The organism is Streptomyces sp. O3 (assembly GCF_054788135.1).
In genome coordinates this window covers 55,150-70,980 of record NZ_JBTVYK010000014.1, presented here as the reverse complement: position 1 = coordinate 70,980, position 15,831 = coordinate 55,150, and the positions used below count along the sequence as shown (strand labels likewise).

The following is a 15,831-nucleotide window of genomic DNA, read 5'->3' as shown; positions in this document are numbered from 1 at the left end:
TCGTTTTCAGACTTTTGCAGTAGTGGTCGACACTCGCAGGTTCTGGAGCAGGGCAACCCTTTGGCCCAAGGAGGGCTTTATGGCTACCGGAACCGTGAAGTGGTTCAACGCTGAAAAGGGCTTTGGCTTCATCGCCCAGGAAGGCGGCGGCCCGGATGTCTTCGTCCACTACTCCGCGATCAACGCCACTGGCTTCCGCTCCCTCGAGGAGAACCAGCCGGTGACGTTCGACGTCACGCAGGGCCCGAAGGGCCCGCAGGCCGAGAACGTCACCCCGGCCTGATCCGGTAACGCCGGTTCCTTGATCCGGAACGGATAGCAGTACCCAAGGAGCCCCGCTCCCTCCGCCTCGGCGGTGGAAGCGGGGCTCCTGCCTTGTACGCGCCCCGTGCGCGGGGTCCGTCAGGAATCCGCGGCGGCCGCGTACAGGCGCTCGACACGGTCCGCGAAGCGGGCGATGACCGCCTGGCGGCGGACCTTCATGCTCGGGGTCAGCAGCCCGTTCGCGACGCTGAAGTCCTCGTCCAGGATCTCGAAGGCCCGGATCCGGGCCGGGCGGGACACCTGCGCGTTCGCGGCGTCGACCGCCTCCTGGACCAGCTCCCGCACGCGCGCGTGGCGGCCGGGCCGCTCCCCCGGCTCGATGCCCTCACGCGCCGCCAGGCCCGCCAGTTCCTCCGCGTCGAGCGTGATCAGCGCGACCGGATACGGGCGGTGGTCGCCGACCATCACCGCGCGGGAGACCAGACGAGCCCGCTGGAGGGCGCACTCGACCTGCGCCGGGGCGAGGTTCTTGCCGCCCGATGTGATGATCAGGTCCTTCTTGCGGCCGGTGATGAACAGGAAACCGTCCTCGTCCAGGGTTCCGATGTCGCCCGTGTGCAGCCAGCCGTCGGCGTCCAGGGTCTCGGCGGTGGCCTCCGGGTTGCCGTGGTAGCCGGGGAACACGTTCACGCCGCGGGCCAGCACCTCGCCGTCGTCGGCGATCCTGACCTCGCAGCCGGGCATCGGGCGGCCGACCGAGCCGTAGCGCACCGCCGCGGGGTGGTTGAGCGCGATCACCCCGCCGGACTCGGTCATCCCGTACCCCTCGAAGATCGCTATGCCGCAGGCGCGCAGAAAGTCCAGGGTCTGAGGGGCGATCGGCGCCGCGCCGGTCAGCGCCCACTTCAGCCGCCCGCCGAAGGCCGCCCTGACCAGGCTGAACAGTCGCTCGTCGGCGGCCTCGAAGGTCGCCTTGAGCTCCCCGGTCGGCTCTTCGCCGCGCTCGCGCAGCCCGGCGACCCGGACGCCGACCCGGATCGCCTCGTCGAACCGTTCCCGGCCGCCCTCCTCGGCCTCGGCGAGGCCCAGGACCACCGAGTGGACCTTCTCGAAGAGGCGGGGCACGGACGGCAGATGGGTGGGCGCGACCTCGGCCAGCTCGCCGACGATGCCCTCGATCCGGCCGCCGAAGTATGCCAGCGTGCCGCCCTGGAGCAGTGCCTTGAACTCGATCAGCTGCGCCATGACATGGGCCAGCGGGAGATAGAGGTACGTGCGGTCGCCGGGCCCGCCGGGGATCAGGTTCAGGGTGCCGTCCCGCACCGTGCCGAAGTTGCCGTGCGTGATCAGGCAGCCCTTGGGCAGCCCCGTGGTGCCCGAGGTGTAGACGATGGTGGCCAGATCGTCGGGCGTACGGGCCTCGGCGCGGGCCAGCAGCTCGGGCAGCGGCGCCGGGTCAGGCAGGTCGAGCAGCGGCGGGCCGAGCAGCGGCGGGTCGAGCGGTGACAGGTCCTTCTCCCCCGCCTGCGTCATCCGCACCACGTGCCGGACGCCGGGCAGCTTCGGGCGCAGCCGCTCGACCTTCTCGGCCTGGGCGGCGTTCTCGCAGATCACCACGGAGGCGCCGGAGTCGCCGAGCACCCAGGCCACCTCCTCGTCACCGGCCGTCGGATAGACCGGCACCACCACGGCCCCCGCGGCGAACGCGCCGAAGTGGGCGTACGTCCACTCCGGGCGGGTCTCGGCGAGTATCGCCACCCTGTCGTCGGGGCGTACGCCGAGGCCGATCAGCCCACGGCCGACGGCGCGTACGGCAGAGCGAAGCTCCGCGTAGCTGACCTCGGACCACCCGTCCGCGGCTTCTGGGTCCTTGAAGCGCAGGGCGGGATGCTCGGCGAAACGTTCGGCCACCCATTCCACGAACACGGCCAGGCTCTTGGGCTGTTCCGTCTGCGGCTGCATGCCTACGACGCTACGGACGCGCCGCCACCGGCGGGGATGACCGGAAGCGTCACCACCGCTGACCTACGCGCTCAATCCGGCTACCGTCGTGTGCATGGCAAGGCGGACGGTCACCGTGCACCATGTGCGGGGCGTGCTGCGCGGCGCCGAGCGCGGCGGCGTCGACACCGTCCCGCTGCTCCAGGCCGCCCAGATACCGCCGCTGCTGCTCGGCGACGACCGGGCACGGATCACGTCGGCCCAGTTCGTCCGGCTGTTCCGGGAGGTCTACCGGGCGACCGGGGACGAGTTCCTCGGGCTCGGCTCGGCGGTCAGCAGGCCGGGCACCTTCGCGATGATGTGCCGGGCCTCGTACGGCTGCCGCGACCTGGGCGCCGCAGTGGAGCGCGCGGCCGCCTTCTACGGGCTGTTCCCCGGCGGTCCCGACCTCGCCCTGGAGCGGTCGGGCGAGGAGGCCGTGTTCGCCATCCGCGGGGAACTCGGCGACGACGAGGACCGTTTCCTCAGCGAGTGCGTACTCACCATCTGGCACCGGCTGTGCAGTTGGCTGATCGGCCGCCGTATCCCGCTGCGCTGGGCCGCGTTCGCCTATCCCGCGCCGCCGCACCGGGACGAGTACGGGGAACTCTTCGGCTGCCGGGTGCGGTTCGGCGCGCCGCGTACGGGCGCGGGCTTCGCCCCGCACTGGCTGGACGCGCCCCTGGTACGGGACGAGGACCAGCTGGAGCGGATGCTGCGCCGGGCCCCTTTCGACCTGCTCAGCCGCCGGGAGTACGACACGACCGTGGCCGAGCAGGTGCGGCGGACGCTGGTGCGGGCACTCGCCGACCGGGGGGACGCGCCGCGGCTGCCCGCGCTGGGCGAGGTCGCGGCCCGGCTCGCGGTGAGCCCGGCGACGCTGCGCCGTCGGCTCGCCGCCGAGTCCACCTCGTACCGGCAGCTGAAGGACACGGTGCTGCGGGACGCGGCGATCGCGGGGCTCGCCGAGGGGCGGGAGCCGATCGCGGAGCTCGCGGCGCGGCTCGGGTTCTCCGAGGACACCGCCTTCCACCGGGCGTTCCGGCGGTGGACGGGGACGACGCCGGGGGCGTACCGGATCGGGCACGCGGTCGTCGAGGACTCGCGGGACACCGGGTGAGGCGCCGTGCGACCGGGTGAGACGCAGAGTCAGCAAAGCTGAGCGTCCCGGTCAGCGCGCTCCTTACCCGCCGGTCACTACCTTCCTGGCAACTACCCCTGCCGTGAAGGACAGTTGGGAGAGCCGCATGCACATCCGTATGCCCAGAAGGCTGGGCGGGGTGATCGCCGCGCTGGCGCTGGCGGTCGCGCTGCCCGCGGTCGGCGCGCCCGTCGCGCAGGCCGGTCAAGCCGGTCAAGCCGGTCAAGCCACGCCAGCCGGTCAGGCCGCGCGGGCCGCCGACGGGGAACCCGGCGCCGTGGTCAGCGTGGAGGACTGGGCCTTCCACCCGTTGCCCGGCCAGCCCACCGCTACCAAGTCCTGGAAGATCCACTACCGCTCGACCGACGCGCTGGGCCAGCCCAACACCGTCTCCGGCACCGTGATCGTCCCCCTGGACGGCAGGCGGGGCCCCCGACCGCTGATCACCTACGCCGTCGGCACGGTCGGACTCGGCGACCAGTGCGCCCCGAGCGCGGGCTTCCCTCAGGGCACCACCATGGAGGCCAACCTGATCCAGCAGCTCACCTGGCGCGGCTGGGCCGTCGTCGTCACCGACTACGAGGGCCTGGGCACTCCGGGCGAGCACACGTACACCGCGGGACGCTCCGCCGGGCACGCCATGCTCGACGCGGCGCGCGCCGCCCAGCGCATCCCGGCCGCCGCCGAGTCCGGCCTCACCGCCGACAGCCCGATCGGCATCATGGGCTACTCACAGGGCGGGCAGGCCGCCAGCTGGGCCGCCGAACTGAAGGCGTCCTACGCCCCTGAGCTCAAGGTGAAGGGCACCGCGACCGGCGGCGTCCCGGCCAAGCTGGCCCCGCTCGCCCCGGTGCACGACGGGTCGTACGGCGCGGGGCTGCTGTTCATGGCCGCGGCCGGGCAGGACGCCGCGTACCCCGACCTGAGACTCGACTCGTATCTGAACGAGGAGGGGAAGCGGCTCATCGGCACGCTGCGCAGCGGCTGCGTGGCCGCGAACGCCGTGCTCGGGTCCTTCCGGAAGATCTCCGACCTGACCCACACCAACCCGCTGGACACGCCCGAGTGGCAGCGGCGCCTCGCCGAGTCGGACCTCGGCACGGCGGCCCCCGACCACCCGGTGTACCTGTACCACGCGGTCGCCGACGAGCTGATCCCCTACCGGCTCGGCAAGCAGCTGCGCCGGGACTGGTGCGGCCGGGGCGGCACGGTGACGTGGCGGACGATCCTGCTCGGCGAGCATGTCTCGGGCGTGATCACGGAGTCGGCCGCGGTCCAGAACTGGCTGGCGGCCCGCTTCGCCGACCGGCCGACCAGCGGCAACTGCTGAGCCAGCCGCGCCCGGTGACCGCGCTCGGCGCCTCGAACGGGGCGCGGCTCGTGTCACCGGGGCGGTGACCAGCGGTCCCCCCGCATCAGGTTGCCCAGGCCCGCCCAGGAGAAGTTCATCAGCGTCGCCGCGGCGGCCGTGGCCGAGACGTCGGCCGTGGCGTTCGCCCACACGGCCAACGACTCCGCGGCGCCCACCAGGGCCTCGGCGAACCCGGCGACCTCGCGCTCGGGCAGCGCGGGGTCGTGATGCGCCTCGCGGGCCGCCTCCGCGATCAGCAGCGTCACGAAGGCCACGATCTCCTCGCGCATCACGGCGACCTCGCGGGCGAACGGCTCGCCGTGCGTACGCGCCTGGCTGTGCAGCACCGCCCACCCGTCGGGGTGCTCCGCGGTGTGCGTGAAGAACGCCCGCAGCCCGGCCCAGAGTTGCCGGTCGGCCGGTTCACCGGGAGTGACCGCGCCGCGTACCGCCTCCACCAGCGCGGCCGCCTCCCGGCGGATGCACGCCGTGAAGAGTTCTTCCTTGGAGTTCAGATAGAGGTAGACCAGCGGCTTGGACACCCCCGCCAGCTCGGCGATCTCGTCCATCGACGCCGCGCGGTACCCGCGCTGCCCGAAGGTGCGCACCGCCGCGTCCATCATCTGCTGCTCGCGCACCGCGCGCGGCATACGCTTCTGCCTCGTCTGCCCCGCCTGCCCGGCTTGTCCTGACTGTCTCGACTGGCTGGTCCGCCCAGTCACCGTCTCACCCACCCCGGCCCCTCCCGCCAGCTGTACGGAGCAAGCCTACGGTTCGAGGCGAGCGGCACGTCCGGTTCAGGACGCGGGCGGAGTGTCCTCCGGGCCGCCGTTCTCACGGCGCTTCATCTCCTCCTCGCGGCGGCGCAGATCCGCCTCCCACTCTTTCAGAAGGGCGTCGTCCGGCGCACTCGCGTCCTCCTCACGGCCGCCGCCCTCCTCACGGCCGCCGTCCTCCTTGCGGCCCTCGCCCTCCTTGCGGCCGTCCGCCTTACGGCCGTCGCGCCGCGACACGCCGTCGTCCTCGCGCAGTGACTTGAGGAAGTCGGGGTTGTCGTCGGGCGCGACCCACCCGCCGCGGCCCCCCGCCGCGCTCTGGACGGTGCGGTCCTTGCCGACGATCAGCCAGGAGATGGAGCCGACGAGTGGGAAGAGCAGGATCAGGATGGCCCACAGCGGCTTCGGGACATAGCGGACCTCCTGCTCATCGGTGGTGATGCAGTCGATGAACGCGAAGATGCTGAGTGCCAGCGGCACCAGGATCATCAGCACCCGGAGCATGAGGCGGTCCCCCTGAGCGTGGGCATGGGGGCCGCCGATGCGGCCCCCCGAACAAGTCAAGAGTAGCGAGTAGCCGATACTGGACCCTATGGCTTACGACGATCTTCGCTCCCTGCTCCGCGCACTGGAGCGCGAGGGCGATCTCAAGCGCATCAAGGCCGAGGTCGACCCCCATCTGGAGGTCGGTGAGATCGTCGACCGGGTGCAGAAGTCCGGCGGCCCGGCCCTGCTCTTCGAGAACGTCCGCGGGTCGGCGATGCCGCTCGCGATGAACGTCTTCGGGACCGACCGCCGCCTGCTCAAGGCCCTGGGCCTGAAGTCGTACGAGGAGATCAGCGACTCGATCGGCGGACTGCTCAAGCCCGAGCTGCCGCACGGCTTCGTCGGGGTGCGCGAGGCCTTCGGCAAGCTCGCGAACATGACGCACGTGCCGCCGAAGAAGGTCAAGCCCGGCGCCGCTCCCGTCCAGGAGGTCGTCCTGACGGGTGACGACGTCGACCTGAACCAGCTCCCGGCGCTGTTCACCTGGCCCGAGGACGGCGGCTCCTTCTTCAACCTCGGGCTGACGCACACCAAGCACCCCGAGACCGGCGTACGGAACCTGGGCCTGTACCGGCTCCAGCGGCACGACCAGCGCACCATCGGGATGCACTGGCAGATCCACAAGGACAGCCGCAACCACTACCAGGTCGCCGCCAAGCGGGGCGAGAAGCTGCCGGTCGCGATCGCCTTCGGCGCGCCGCCCGCGGTGACCTACGCCTCCACCGCGCCGCTGCCCGGCGACATCGACGAATATCTGTTCGCCGGGTTCGTGCAGGGCAAGCGGGTCGAGATGGTCGACTGCAAGACCGTGCCGCTCCAGGTGCCCGCCAACGCCGAGGTGGTGCTGGAGGGCTGGCTGGAGCCGGGCGAGATGCTCCCGGAGGGCCCCTTCGGGGACCACACCGGCTTCTACACGCCGCAGGAGGACTTCCCGGCGCTGACCATCGACTGTGTGACCATGCGCAAGCGGCCGCTGCTCCAGTCGATCGTCGTGGGCCGCCCACCGACCGAGGACGGCCCGCTGGGCCGGGCCACCGAACGGTTCTTCCTGCCCCTGTTCAAGATCATCGTGCCGGACGTCGTGGACTACCACCTGCCCGAGGCGGGCGGCTTCCACAACTGCATGATCGTCTCGATCGACAAGAAGTACCCCAAGCACGCGCAGAAGACCATGCACGCCATCTGGGGCGCGCACATGCTCTCGCTGGAGAAGCTGATCGTGGTGGTCGACTCCGACTGCGATGTGCGCGACTACCACGAGGTCGCCTGGCGGGCCTTCGGCAACGTCGACTACGCCCGCGACCTCACCGTGGTCGAAGGCCCGGTCGACCACCTGGACCACGCCTCCTACCAGCAGTTCTGGGGCGGCAAGGCGGGCGTCGACGCCACCAAGAAGCTGCCCGATGAGGGCTACACACGCGACGGCGGCTGGCCGAACATGGTCGAGTCCGACCCGCGCACGGCAGCCCTGGTCGACCGCCGCTGGAAGGAATACGGCCTGTGAGCGCCTCCGCCGCCGCGGTGCCCCAGCCGGGGCGCACCAGGGCCTTTCTGCGACTGGTGATGATCGAGCACTCGGTGTTCGCGCTGCCCTTCGCGTATATCGCGGCGCTGACGGCGATGTTCCGGCTCGACGGCACCATGCACTGGGGGCGGCTGCTCCTGGTCACCCTCGCGATGGTGGGCCTGCGGACCTTCGCGATGGCCTGCAACCGCATCATCGACCGCGAGATCGACGCCCGTAACCCGCGCACGGCGGGCCGCGAGCTGGTCACCGGCGCGGTCTCGGTGCGGTCGGCCTGGACCGGCGCGCTGATCGCCCTCGCGGTGTTCCTGGGCGCGGCGGCGCTGCTGAACCCGCTGTGCCTGATCCTGGCCCCCTTCGCGGTGGTGCCGATGGTGGTCTATCCGTACGGGAAGCGGTTCACCGACTTCCCGCACGCGATCCTGGGGCTCGCCCAGGCGATGGGCCCGGTCGGCGCCTGGATCGCGATCACCGGAGAGTGGTCCTGGCAGGCGGTGATCCTCGGCCTCGCGGTCGGCGTCTGGATCGGCGGCTTCGACCTGATCTTCGCCTGTCAGGACGTGCGGGCCGACCGCGCCGAGGGGGTCAGGTCGGTCCCGGCCCGCTTCGGCGTTCCGGGCGCGCTGTACGGCGCGCGGGCCTGCCATGCGGTGACCATGGCGCTGTTCGTCTGGTACGCCTTCGCCACGGACGCGGGCGGGTTCTTCTGGTTCGGTCTGCTGATCGTCGCGGTGGCCTTCGCCTACGAGCACACGATCGTGCGGCCGCACGACCTGTCCCGGCTGAACCGGGCCTTCTTCACCACCAACGGGTTCATCGGGATCTCGCTGTTCGTGTGCGCGCTGCTCGATCTGCTGGTGCGCGGACTCACCCTCTGACGCCTGCCGCCCCGATGCCCTGCCGCACCGACGCACCGATGCCCTGACGGCACACCGGTCCCCCGGCCCTCGCCTCCCGGCGTCAGTCCGGCGCGCGCCGGAACATGAAGGCCGCGGCTATCCCGCCGAGCAGCCCGAAGAGGTGACCCTGCCAGCTGATTCCGGGCGTGGTGGGCAGCACGCCCCACAGCAGCGAGCCGTACAGCACCCCGATCAGCAGCCCGACCAGGATGTCCCCGATGCGCCGGTCCACGAAGCCGCGCACCACCAGATAGCCGAAGAGCCCGAAGACGACACCGGACGCGCCCCCGGTGACCGAGTGCTCGGGGGCCGTGAGCCATACGCCGAGACCACTGGCCAGGATGATCACCACGGCGACGGCGAAGAACCGGCGGATGCCGGAGAGCGCGGCGATGAAGCCGAGTATCAGCAGCGGCATGCTGTTGGCCGTGAGGTGGTCGAAGCCGAAGTGCACGAACGCGGCGGGCACCACGTCACGCAGCTCGCCGAACTCGCGCGGCGATATCCCGAAGGTGTCCAGCGAGTTGTCCGTCGCCTGGTCGACGGCCTCCAGGAGCCACAGCAGCGCCAGCCAGCCGATCATGACGAAGGCCGCGATCTTGACCCGCTGCCCGCGCGTCTGCGGTCCGGGGCTCGCGCCGCCGCGCGGCCCGAACGGCCCGTACTGCCCCGATGACCCGCGCCATCCCGATCCGTAGGATCCGTGCTGTCCGTATGACATGGGCGTCCCCCTAATGCCTGATACGTGCCCGTGCCTGTACCCGCCGTCGCTTCCTGCCGGTGCCGTCTCCTCTCCCATTCTCCTACCCTCTCAACGCCGAGAGCCCCCGCCTGGTTCCAGCTGGTTCCGGCCCTGCGGATAGGCTCGGAGGCGTGCAGCCAGCAGTCGAGCCAGCTTCCGAACCCGGCGCCGGACGCCGCCCCTGGGTGGTCGGCGTCTCCGGCGCGTCCGGCACCCCGTACGCGGCGGCCGTGCTGCGGGCCCTGCTCGCGGCGGGCGAGAGCGTCGATTTGGTGGTCAGCCGCGCCTCGCGCCTCACGCTCCTGGACGAGACCGGCATCTCCTTCCGGGATGCGCACTGGCGGGACGACCTGCGCGCCTGGCTGGACCGCGGCGCGGACGGCAAGCCCGGCGTCTTCGCCCCGGACGTCGGCGATGTGCGGTACTGGGCGGCCGGTGACCTGGCCGCCGGGCCGTCCTCCGGCTCGTACGCCACCAAGGGCATGCTGATCGTGCCCGCCTCCACGGCCTGTGTGGCGGGCGTGGCGCTCGGGCTCTCCAAGGACCTGCTCCAGCGGGCGGCGAGCGTGACGCTCAAGGAGCGCCGACGCCTGGTGGTGGCGGTGCGCGAGACCCCGCTGAACGGCCAGACGCTCCGCCATCTGGTGGCCCTGGACGAGGCGGGGGCGGTGGTGGCGCCCGCGTCCCCCGCGTTCTACGCCGGAGCGACCCACATCCAGGACCTGGTGGACTTCGTCGCCGGGCGGGTACTGGACGCGGCGGGGGTGCCACACGGGCTGTACCGCCGCTGGGAGGGCGAGCTCGGCGGCGGCTCACCGTAAGGCGGCTCGCTGAGGCGGCTCACCGTAAAGAGGCGGCTCACCGTAAAACTGACGGCTGGCGCTTCTCGGATCGCCTCTGCTACAAGATCCGCAGGGCGCTGGCCGAGCGTGCCTTATTTTCCCTACGTAGACTCGCGGGAACGCTGAACAATGGAAGGCTCCAGGCATATGGACGCGGTGGACAGGCAGCTCATTCAGGCCCTCCGGGAGAACGGCAGGGCCTCGTACGCCGAGCTCGGCCGACTGGTCGGCCTCTCGGGCCCCTCCGTCACGGATCGCATCAACCGCCTCGAGGCCGCGGGAGTCATCACCGGCTACCGCGCCACGGTCGACGCGGCGTCGCTCGGCCTCGGCGTCACCGCCCTGATCGGCATCTCGCTCTCGGACGCCGCCGACCACGAGGACGTGGCGCGCCGCCTCAAGGACCTCAGCGAGATCGAGGACGCCTGGTTCATCGCGGGCGACGACTCGTACATGCTCAAGGTGCGCGTCGGCGACGTGGACGGCCTGGAGAAGACGATCCGGCGCCTCAGCGGCACCAAGGGCGTGTCCCGTACGCGTACCACGATCGTGCTCTCCACGAAGTGGGAGAACCGGGTCGGGGAACTTCCCGAGGAAGCCTGAGCGTACGGTTGGCGGGGGCCCTGAAGGCGAAGGCAAGGGCGGGGCCCCTGGGATCAGACATATGGGAGGCGCCGGGTAATGGACGCTGGACTCAAGCGCGAGCTCGAGGAGAAGGTCCGGGCCGGTGAGCGGCTGACTCGCGAGGACGGCATCGCGCTGTACGCGTCGGACGACCTGGCATGGCTCGGCGGCCTCGCGCACGAGGTACGGACGCGCAAGAACGGCGACGTCGTCGTGTTCAACGTCAACCGCCACCTCAACATGACCAACGTGTGCACCGCGTCCTGCTCCTACTGCTCGTTCCAGCGCAAGCCGGGCGAGAAGGACGCGTACACCATGCGCATCGAAGAGGCCGTCCGCCTGGCCAAGGACATGGAGGGCGAGAACCTCACCGAGCTGCACATCGTCAACGGCCTGCACCCGACGCTCCCCTGGCGCTACTACCCGCGCTCCCTGAAGGCCCTCAAGGAAGCCCTCCCCTCGGTCTCCCTCAAGGCGTTCACGGCGACCGAGATCCACCACTTCGAGACCATCTCGGGCCTGTCCGCGTCCGAGATCCTCGACGAGCTGATCGACGCGGGCCTGGAGTCGCTGACCGGCGGCGGCGCCGAGATCTTCGACTGGGAGGTCCGGCAGCACATCGTCGACCACCGCACCCACTGGGAGGACTGGTCGCGCATCCACCGGCTCGCGCACGAGAAGGGTCTGAAGACCCCGTGCACCATGCTGTACGGCCACATCGAGGAGCCCCGCCACCGCGTCGACCACGTGCTGCGGCTGCGCGAGCTCCAGGACGAGACCGGCGGCTTCCAGGTCTTCATCCCGCTGCGCTACCAGCACGACTTCGTGGACATGCAGGACGGCAAGGTCCGCAACAAGCTCCAGGCGCGTACGCAGATGGCGACCGGCGCCGAGGCGCTGAAGACCTTCGCGGTCTCCCGGCTCCTCTTCGACAACGTCCCGCACGTCAAGGTCTTCTGGGTGATGCACGGCGTGCAGACCGCCCAACTGGCGCTCCAGCACGGCGCGGACGACATGGACGGCTCGGTCGTCGAGTACAAGATCACCCACGACGCGGACGACTACGGCACCCCGAACAAGCTGACCCGCGACGACCTGCTGGACCTGATCCGGGACGCGGGCTTCCGCCCGGCCGAGCGGAACACCCGGTACGAGATCATCCGCGAGTACGAGGGCCCCGACGCGGAGCTCCGCGAGACGCCGCAGCCGATGCGGCTGTGACAGCGAGGCCCATCCATGACTGACACAGACACCGGCATACGCACCGATCCGCTGGCCTTCGAACTCGACCCCCCGGTCGGCCCCGCGCTCGCCGACGGGGTGCTCCGCCTCTGGACGGACGTGACCAACGCCGACGGCTCGGTCGGGTTCGTCCCGCCGGTGACGGCCGAGGACATCCGGCCCGAGTGGGTCAGACACCTGGTCTCCATGGCCGAGGGCGGGACCCGGCTGCTCGTCGGGTACGACACGGAGGGCGAGGTCGCCGCGACCGCGTTCCTCGCCTTCAACACCCACCGGCTGATGCGGCACTGGGTGTGGCTCTACACGGTGATGGTGCACCCGCGCCACCAGGGCAAGGGCTACGGCCGCGACCTCATGCGGGCCGCCGAGGACGCGGCCCGCGGCTTCACGGGGATCGACGCGATACGGCTCACCTGCCGGGGCGGCACCGGGGTCGACCGGTTCTACGCCTCCTGCGGATACAAGGAGGTCGGACGGGCGCCCGGCATGATCCGGGTGGCGCCGGGCGACGACCGGGACGACATCACCATGCTGCTGCCCCTGCGCTGACCGGCCCTCCCGCCAGTGATCAAAACGGACGTGCTTCACTAGTCGGTCAGAGACTCGAACCGCGTCAAGCACCCAGCACCCAGCACCCAGCCATACGAGCCATACGAGCCATACGAGCAGAGAGAAGGTCAGCCGTGGCACCCAAGCCGAGCGCCACCGTCCGCTACACCGCCATGCGCCTGGGCGTCTTCGCGGGCTGCTTCCTGGTGATCTGGGGTCTGGTCTACGTCGGCGTGCTGCCCGCCGGGCTCGGCGACTCCAACCTGCTGTGGGTGCTGCTGCTCTCGATCGCCGTGTCGGCGCCGCTCAGCTTCGTCCTGCTGCGCTCCCAGCGCGAGGAGATGTCCACCCAGATCGTCGGCAAGGTCGACCAGGCCAAGGCCAGGCTGAACGCGAACCGCACCATGGAGGACGCCGCGCTGGACGCGGAGGACGCCTCCCGCGCGCAGGGCTCGGCCTCGTAAGGTCCGTCACACCCTCAAGCCCCAGTACAGCGGCCCACCCGCCCCTGTACTGGGGCTTTGTGCGTTTCGCCCCTCTCGTCACCCAAAGACAAGCTTTGATGTTCTCAAAGTTCAGGTGTTAACGTTCTCGGCGTGAAGACAGCAGCCGCGCACCGCACCACCACGAGCGTCCCGCTCGTGGCGCGCCTGCATGTCGATCTCTGCCGCTGTATGTCCGCGACCTGTTGCCGCGTCTGACAAGCACAAGCGACATCACGCAGCGGCCCCGTCGACCCTTTCGCGGTCCGGCTGTCGCGCGCCCGTCACGTCCCCCGCCCCACGCGCCCTACCCGGAGTGTGTCCGTGTCCGCGAACGTCAAGTCCGCCGCCGATAACCCCGTCGGCGACAACACCACCGGTGGCCAGTCCACCGGCTTCCGCATATCGAAGATCCCCTTCTGGGCCCAGATCCTGGGCGGTCTGGTCCTCGGCGTCCTGCTCGGCTGGCTGGCCCGCAGCCAGGATGTGTCCTGGCTGGTCACCACCCTCGACAAGATCGGCGGCATCTTCGTCCAGCTGCTGAAGCTGGCCGTCGCGCCGCTCGTCTTCTTCGCCATCCTGGTGTCGATCACCAACCTGCGTAAGGTCAACAACGCCGCCAGGCTGGCCGCCCAGACCCTGGTCTGGTTCATGATCACCTCGCTGATCGCGGTGGGCATCGGCCTCGCCATCGGCCTGCTCACCAATCCGGGCGCCGGTACCGGCCTGACCCCGAAGGACGGCGTGGCCCCGGAGAACACCGGGTCCTGGATCGACTTCCTGACCGGGATCGTCCCGACGAACATCATCACGCCGTTCGCCGAGCTCAAGGTCCTGCAGATCGTCTTCATGGCCGCCGTCGTCGGTATCGCCGTACTGAAGATCGGCGAGAAGGCCAAGCCGATCCTCGACCTCAGCGAGTCCGTGCTCGCGCTGCTCCAGAAGGCCCTGTGGTGGGTCATCCGGCTCTCCCCGATCGGCACCGTCGGCCTGATCGGCTACGCCATCGCCGCCTACGGCTGGGACCTGATCGGCAAGTACGCGACCTTCACCGCCGACATCTACATCGGCTGCGCCCTGGTGCTGTTCGGCGTGTACCCGCTGCTGCTCGCCACCGTCGCCCGAGTCAACCCGCTGCAGTTCTTCCGGGGCGCCTGGCCCGCGATCCAGCTGGCGTTCGTCTCCCGCTCCTCGGTCGGCACCATGCCGGTCACCCAGAAGGTCACCGAGCGGCTCGGCGTGCCGAAGGAGTACACCTCCTTCGCGGTGCCGTTCGGCGCCACCACCAAGATGGACGGCTGCGCCGCGATCTACCCGGCGATCGCCGCGATCTTCGTCGCGCAGATCTTCGACGTCCAGCTCGGCGTCAAGGAGTACCTGCTCATCGCCTTCGTCTCGGTGGTCGGCTCGGCCGCGACGGCCGGTCTGACCGGCGCCACGGTGATGCTGACCCTGACCCTGTCGACGCTGGGCCTGCCGATGGAGGGCGTGGGCCTGCTGCTGGCCATCGACCCGGTCCTGGACATGATGCGTACGGCGACGAACGTGGCCGGGCAGGCGCTGGTTCCGGTGATCGTCTCGGCCCGCGAGAACATCCTGGACCGCACGGCGTACGACAACGCGACGAGCTTCGACATCAACGACCTGGACGACGCCGCGCCGCTGGCGGCCGCGGCCCAGGACACGGTCGAGGTCGCGGACGACCGCAAGGTGGCCGTTCCCGCCTGACGCGCCACGCGCGCGTAGCGACGCCTCGCAGCCGGGCCCCTGACCCTCACGGTCGGGGGCCCGGCCCCTTCTCGTGCAGAATTCCCCACATGAACGCGAACGTGGACGAGGCGCGGGCCCGCGCATGGCTCGCGACCGCCGTCGCCGAGGCCGAGCGCGGGCTCGCCGAGGGCGGCATCCCGATCGGGGCCGCGCTCTACGGGGCGGACGGCACGCTGCTGGGGCGCGGCCACAACCGCCGCGTGCAGGACGGCGACCCGTCCCTGCACGCGGAGACCGCGGCGTTCCGGGACGCCGGGCGGCAGCGCTCGTACCGCGGGACCACGATGGTGACGACGCTCTCGCCGTGCTGGTACTGCAGCGGCCTGGTGCGCCAGTTCGGCATCGCGCGCGTGGTCGTCGGCGAGGCGAGGACCTTCCAGGGCGGGCACGACTGGCTCGCCGAGCACGGCGTCGAGATCGTCATCCTGGACGACCCGCGCTGCGCGGCGCTGATGGCGGACTTCGTCGCCGCGCGCCCTGAGCTCTGGTACGAGGACATCGGCGCCAGCGAGGCACAGCGCGCCAGCGAGGCATAGCTCACGGGGCCGCCGCGTACGCGTCCCTCAGCTGCTGCCAGCGTGCGCGGGACCAGGCCGCCCAGGAGGCCGCGTCCATCGGGCGCCCGTCCAGCGCCCGCAGCAGGAACTCGAAGTGCTGGTGCCACCCGGCCAGACAGTCCAGCCGCAGCGCGTCGTCGCCGGGGAACGTGTTGGTGAAGCGGAGCGTGGTCGCGCCGAGCCCGAGCGGCTCCAGGTGGAAGCGCACCCGGCCGTGCGGGGCGTCGAAGGCGTACTCGGCGATCCGCTCCACGTCCCAGGCGGTGATCCGGCCGGAGTGGACCGCCGGGGCGTGCTCGGCGTCGACGTTCAGCCAGCGCAGCGTGACCGCGCCGCCGAGGCGCGGCTGGAGCACGTCGGCGGCGGCGAGCCAGCCGGGCAGCCCCTCTGCCGTGGCGACGGCGTGCCACACCTTGTCCACCGGGTGCGGCAGGTGCAGCTCGTAGTGGAGGTGCTGGGTGTCGCCGTCCGTCGTCTCGCTGGTGCCCTGCCCGATCGTTCCGGTCATGGCACCAGCGTCTCTCCGGCGCGCCGCACGCGC

17 protein-coding genes are annotated in these 15,831 nt (G+C 70.9%); 12 read left to right on the top strand and 5 right to left on the bottom strand.

Features of this window, described 5'->3' with window-relative positions:
- Positions 1-79: 79 nt before the first annotated feature.
- Positions 80-283 (top strand): cold-shock protein, encoded by a 204-nt coding sequence (locus ACX6XY_RS09670; protein ID WP_460328221.1) that lies wholly within the window; start codon positions 80-82, stop codon positions 281-283.
- Between the two features lie 119 nt (positions 284-402).
- Here the strand turns inward: ACX6XY_RS09670 and ACX6XY_RS09665 are convergent, their stop codons facing one another.
- Positions 403-2,226, bottom strand: coding sequence for an AMP-dependent synthetase/ligase (locus tag ACX6XY_RS09665; protein ID WP_460328220.1), 1,824 nt, complete (start codon positions 2,224-2,226; stop codon positions 403-405).
- A 94-nt stretch (positions 2,227-2,320) separates the two neighbouring features.
- Between ACX6XY_RS09665 and ACX6XY_RS09660 the strand changes: the two genes are divergently transcribed.
- The gene (locus ACX6XY_RS09660; RefSeq protein WP_460328219.1) at positions 2,321-3,364 is read left to right on the top strand and encodes an AraC family transcriptional regulator; all 1,044 of its coding nucleotides are present in this window, start codon (positions 2,321-2,323) and stop codon (positions 3,362-3,364) included.
- A 133-nt stretch (positions 3,365-3,497) separates the two neighbouring features.
- Entirely contained in the window at positions 3,498-4,715 is a 1,218-nt protein-coding gene (locus ACX6XY_RS09655) for a lipase family protein (RefSeq protein ID WP_460328265.1), read from the top strand.
- 53 nt (positions 4,716-4,768) lie between these two features.
- Here the strand turns inward: ACX6XY_RS09655 and ACX6XY_RS09650 are convergent, their stop codons facing one another.
- Both ACX6XY_RS09650 and ACX6XY_RS09645 read right to left on the bottom strand, forming a co-directional pair.
- Complete coding sequence (locus ACX6XY_RS09650) at positions 4,769-5,386, bottom strand: TetR/AcrR family transcriptional regulator (RefSeq protein WP_460328218.1); 618 nt, start codon at positions 5,384-5,386, stop codon at positions 4,769-4,771.
- 147 nt (positions 5,387-5,533) lie between these two features.
- Entirely contained in the window at positions 5,534-6,016 is a 483-nt protein-coding gene (locus ACX6XY_RS09645; RefSeq protein ID WP_460328217.1) for a PLD nuclease N-terminal domain-containing protein, read from the bottom strand.
- Positions 6,017-6,104: 88 nt separating this feature from the next.
- Between ACX6XY_RS09645 and ACX6XY_RS09640 the strand changes: the two genes are divergently transcribed.
- The gene (locus tag ACX6XY_RS09640) at positions 6,105-7,562 is read left to right on the top strand and encodes a menaquinone biosynthesis decarboxylase (protein ID WP_460328216.1); all 1,458 of its coding nucleotides are present in this window, start codon (positions 6,105-6,107) and stop codon (positions 7,560-7,562) included.
- Positions 7,559-8,461, top strand: a complete 903-nt coding sequence (mqnP, locus tag ACX6XY_RS09635; RefSeq protein WP_460328214.1) for a menaquinone biosynthesis prenyltransferase MqnP — start codon at positions 7,559-7,561, stop codon at positions 8,459-8,461. The genes ACX6XY_RS09640 and mqnP overlap by 4 nt, the downstream gene beginning before the upstream one ends.
- 82 nt (positions 8,462-8,543) lie before the next feature.
- Here mqnP and ACX6XY_RS09630 read toward each other — a convergent pair whose 3' ends face one another.
- Positions 8,544-9,065 (bottom strand): rhomboid family intramembrane serine protease, encoded by a 522-nt coding sequence (locus ACX6XY_RS09630; RefSeq protein ID WP_460328264.1) that lies wholly within the window; start codon positions 9,063-9,065, stop codon positions 8,544-8,546.
- 290 nt (positions 9,066-9,355) lie between these two features.
- On the opposite strand from ACX6XY_RS09630, the gene ACX6XY_RS09625 reads away from it, so the two are divergent.
- The 7 genes from ACX6XY_RS09625 (at position 9,356) to ACX6XY_RS09595 (ending at position 15,269) form a co-directional block, all read left to right on the top strand.
- Positions 9,356-10,045, top strand: coding sequence for a UbiX family flavin prenyltransferase (locus ACX6XY_RS09625; protein WP_460328213.1), 690 nt, complete (start codon positions 9,356-9,358; stop codon positions 10,043-10,045).
- Positions 10,046-10,213: 168 nt separating this feature from the next.
- Complete coding sequence (locus ACX6XY_RS09620; protein ID WP_460328212.1) at positions 10,214-10,669, top strand: Lrp/AsnC family transcriptional regulator; 456 nt, start codon at positions 10,214-10,216, stop codon at positions 10,667-10,669.
- A gap of 78 nt (positions 10,670-10,747) precedes the next feature.
- The gene (gene mqnE, locus ACX6XY_RS09615) at positions 10,748-11,911 is read left to right on the top strand and encodes an aminofutalosine synthase MqnE (RefSeq protein WP_460328210.1); all 1,164 of its coding nucleotides are present in this window, start codon (positions 10,748-10,750) and stop codon (positions 11,909-11,911) included.
- Positions 11,912-11,926: 15 nt separating this feature from the next.
- Positions 11,927-12,481 (top strand): GNAT family N-acetyltransferase, encoded by a 555-nt coding sequence (locus tag ACX6XY_RS09610; RefSeq protein ID WP_460328209.1) that lies wholly within the window; start codon positions 11,927-11,929, stop codon positions 12,479-12,481.
- Between the two features lie 134 nt (positions 12,482-12,615).
- Positions 12,616-12,945: a DUF4229 domain-containing protein gene (locus ACX6XY_RS09605; protein WP_460328208.1), complete on the top strand. Its 330-nt coding sequence runs from the start codon at positions 12,616-12,618 to the stop codon at positions 12,943-12,945.
- Positions 12,946-13,287: 342 nt separating this feature from the next.
- Entirely contained in the window at positions 13,288-14,691 is a 1,404-nt protein-coding gene (locus ACX6XY_RS09600) for a dicarboxylate/amino acid:cation symporter (protein ID WP_460328206.1), read from the top strand.
- An 89-nt stretch (positions 14,692-14,780) separates the two neighbouring features.
- Positions 14,781-15,269 (top strand): nucleoside deaminase, encoded by a 489-nt coding sequence (locus tag ACX6XY_RS09595; protein WP_460328205.1) that lies wholly within the window; start codon positions 14,781-14,783, stop codon positions 15,267-15,269.
- A gap of 1 nt (position 15,270) precedes the next feature.
- Here the strand turns inward: ACX6XY_RS09595 and ACX6XY_RS09590 are convergent, their stop codons facing one another.
- Positions 15,271-15,798: an SRPBCC domain-containing protein gene (locus ACX6XY_RS09590; RefSeq protein ID WP_460328204.1), complete on the bottom strand. Its 528-nt coding sequence runs from the start codon at positions 15,796-15,798 to the stop codon at positions 15,271-15,273.
- Between the last annotated feature and the right edge of the window lie 33 nt (positions 15,799-15,831).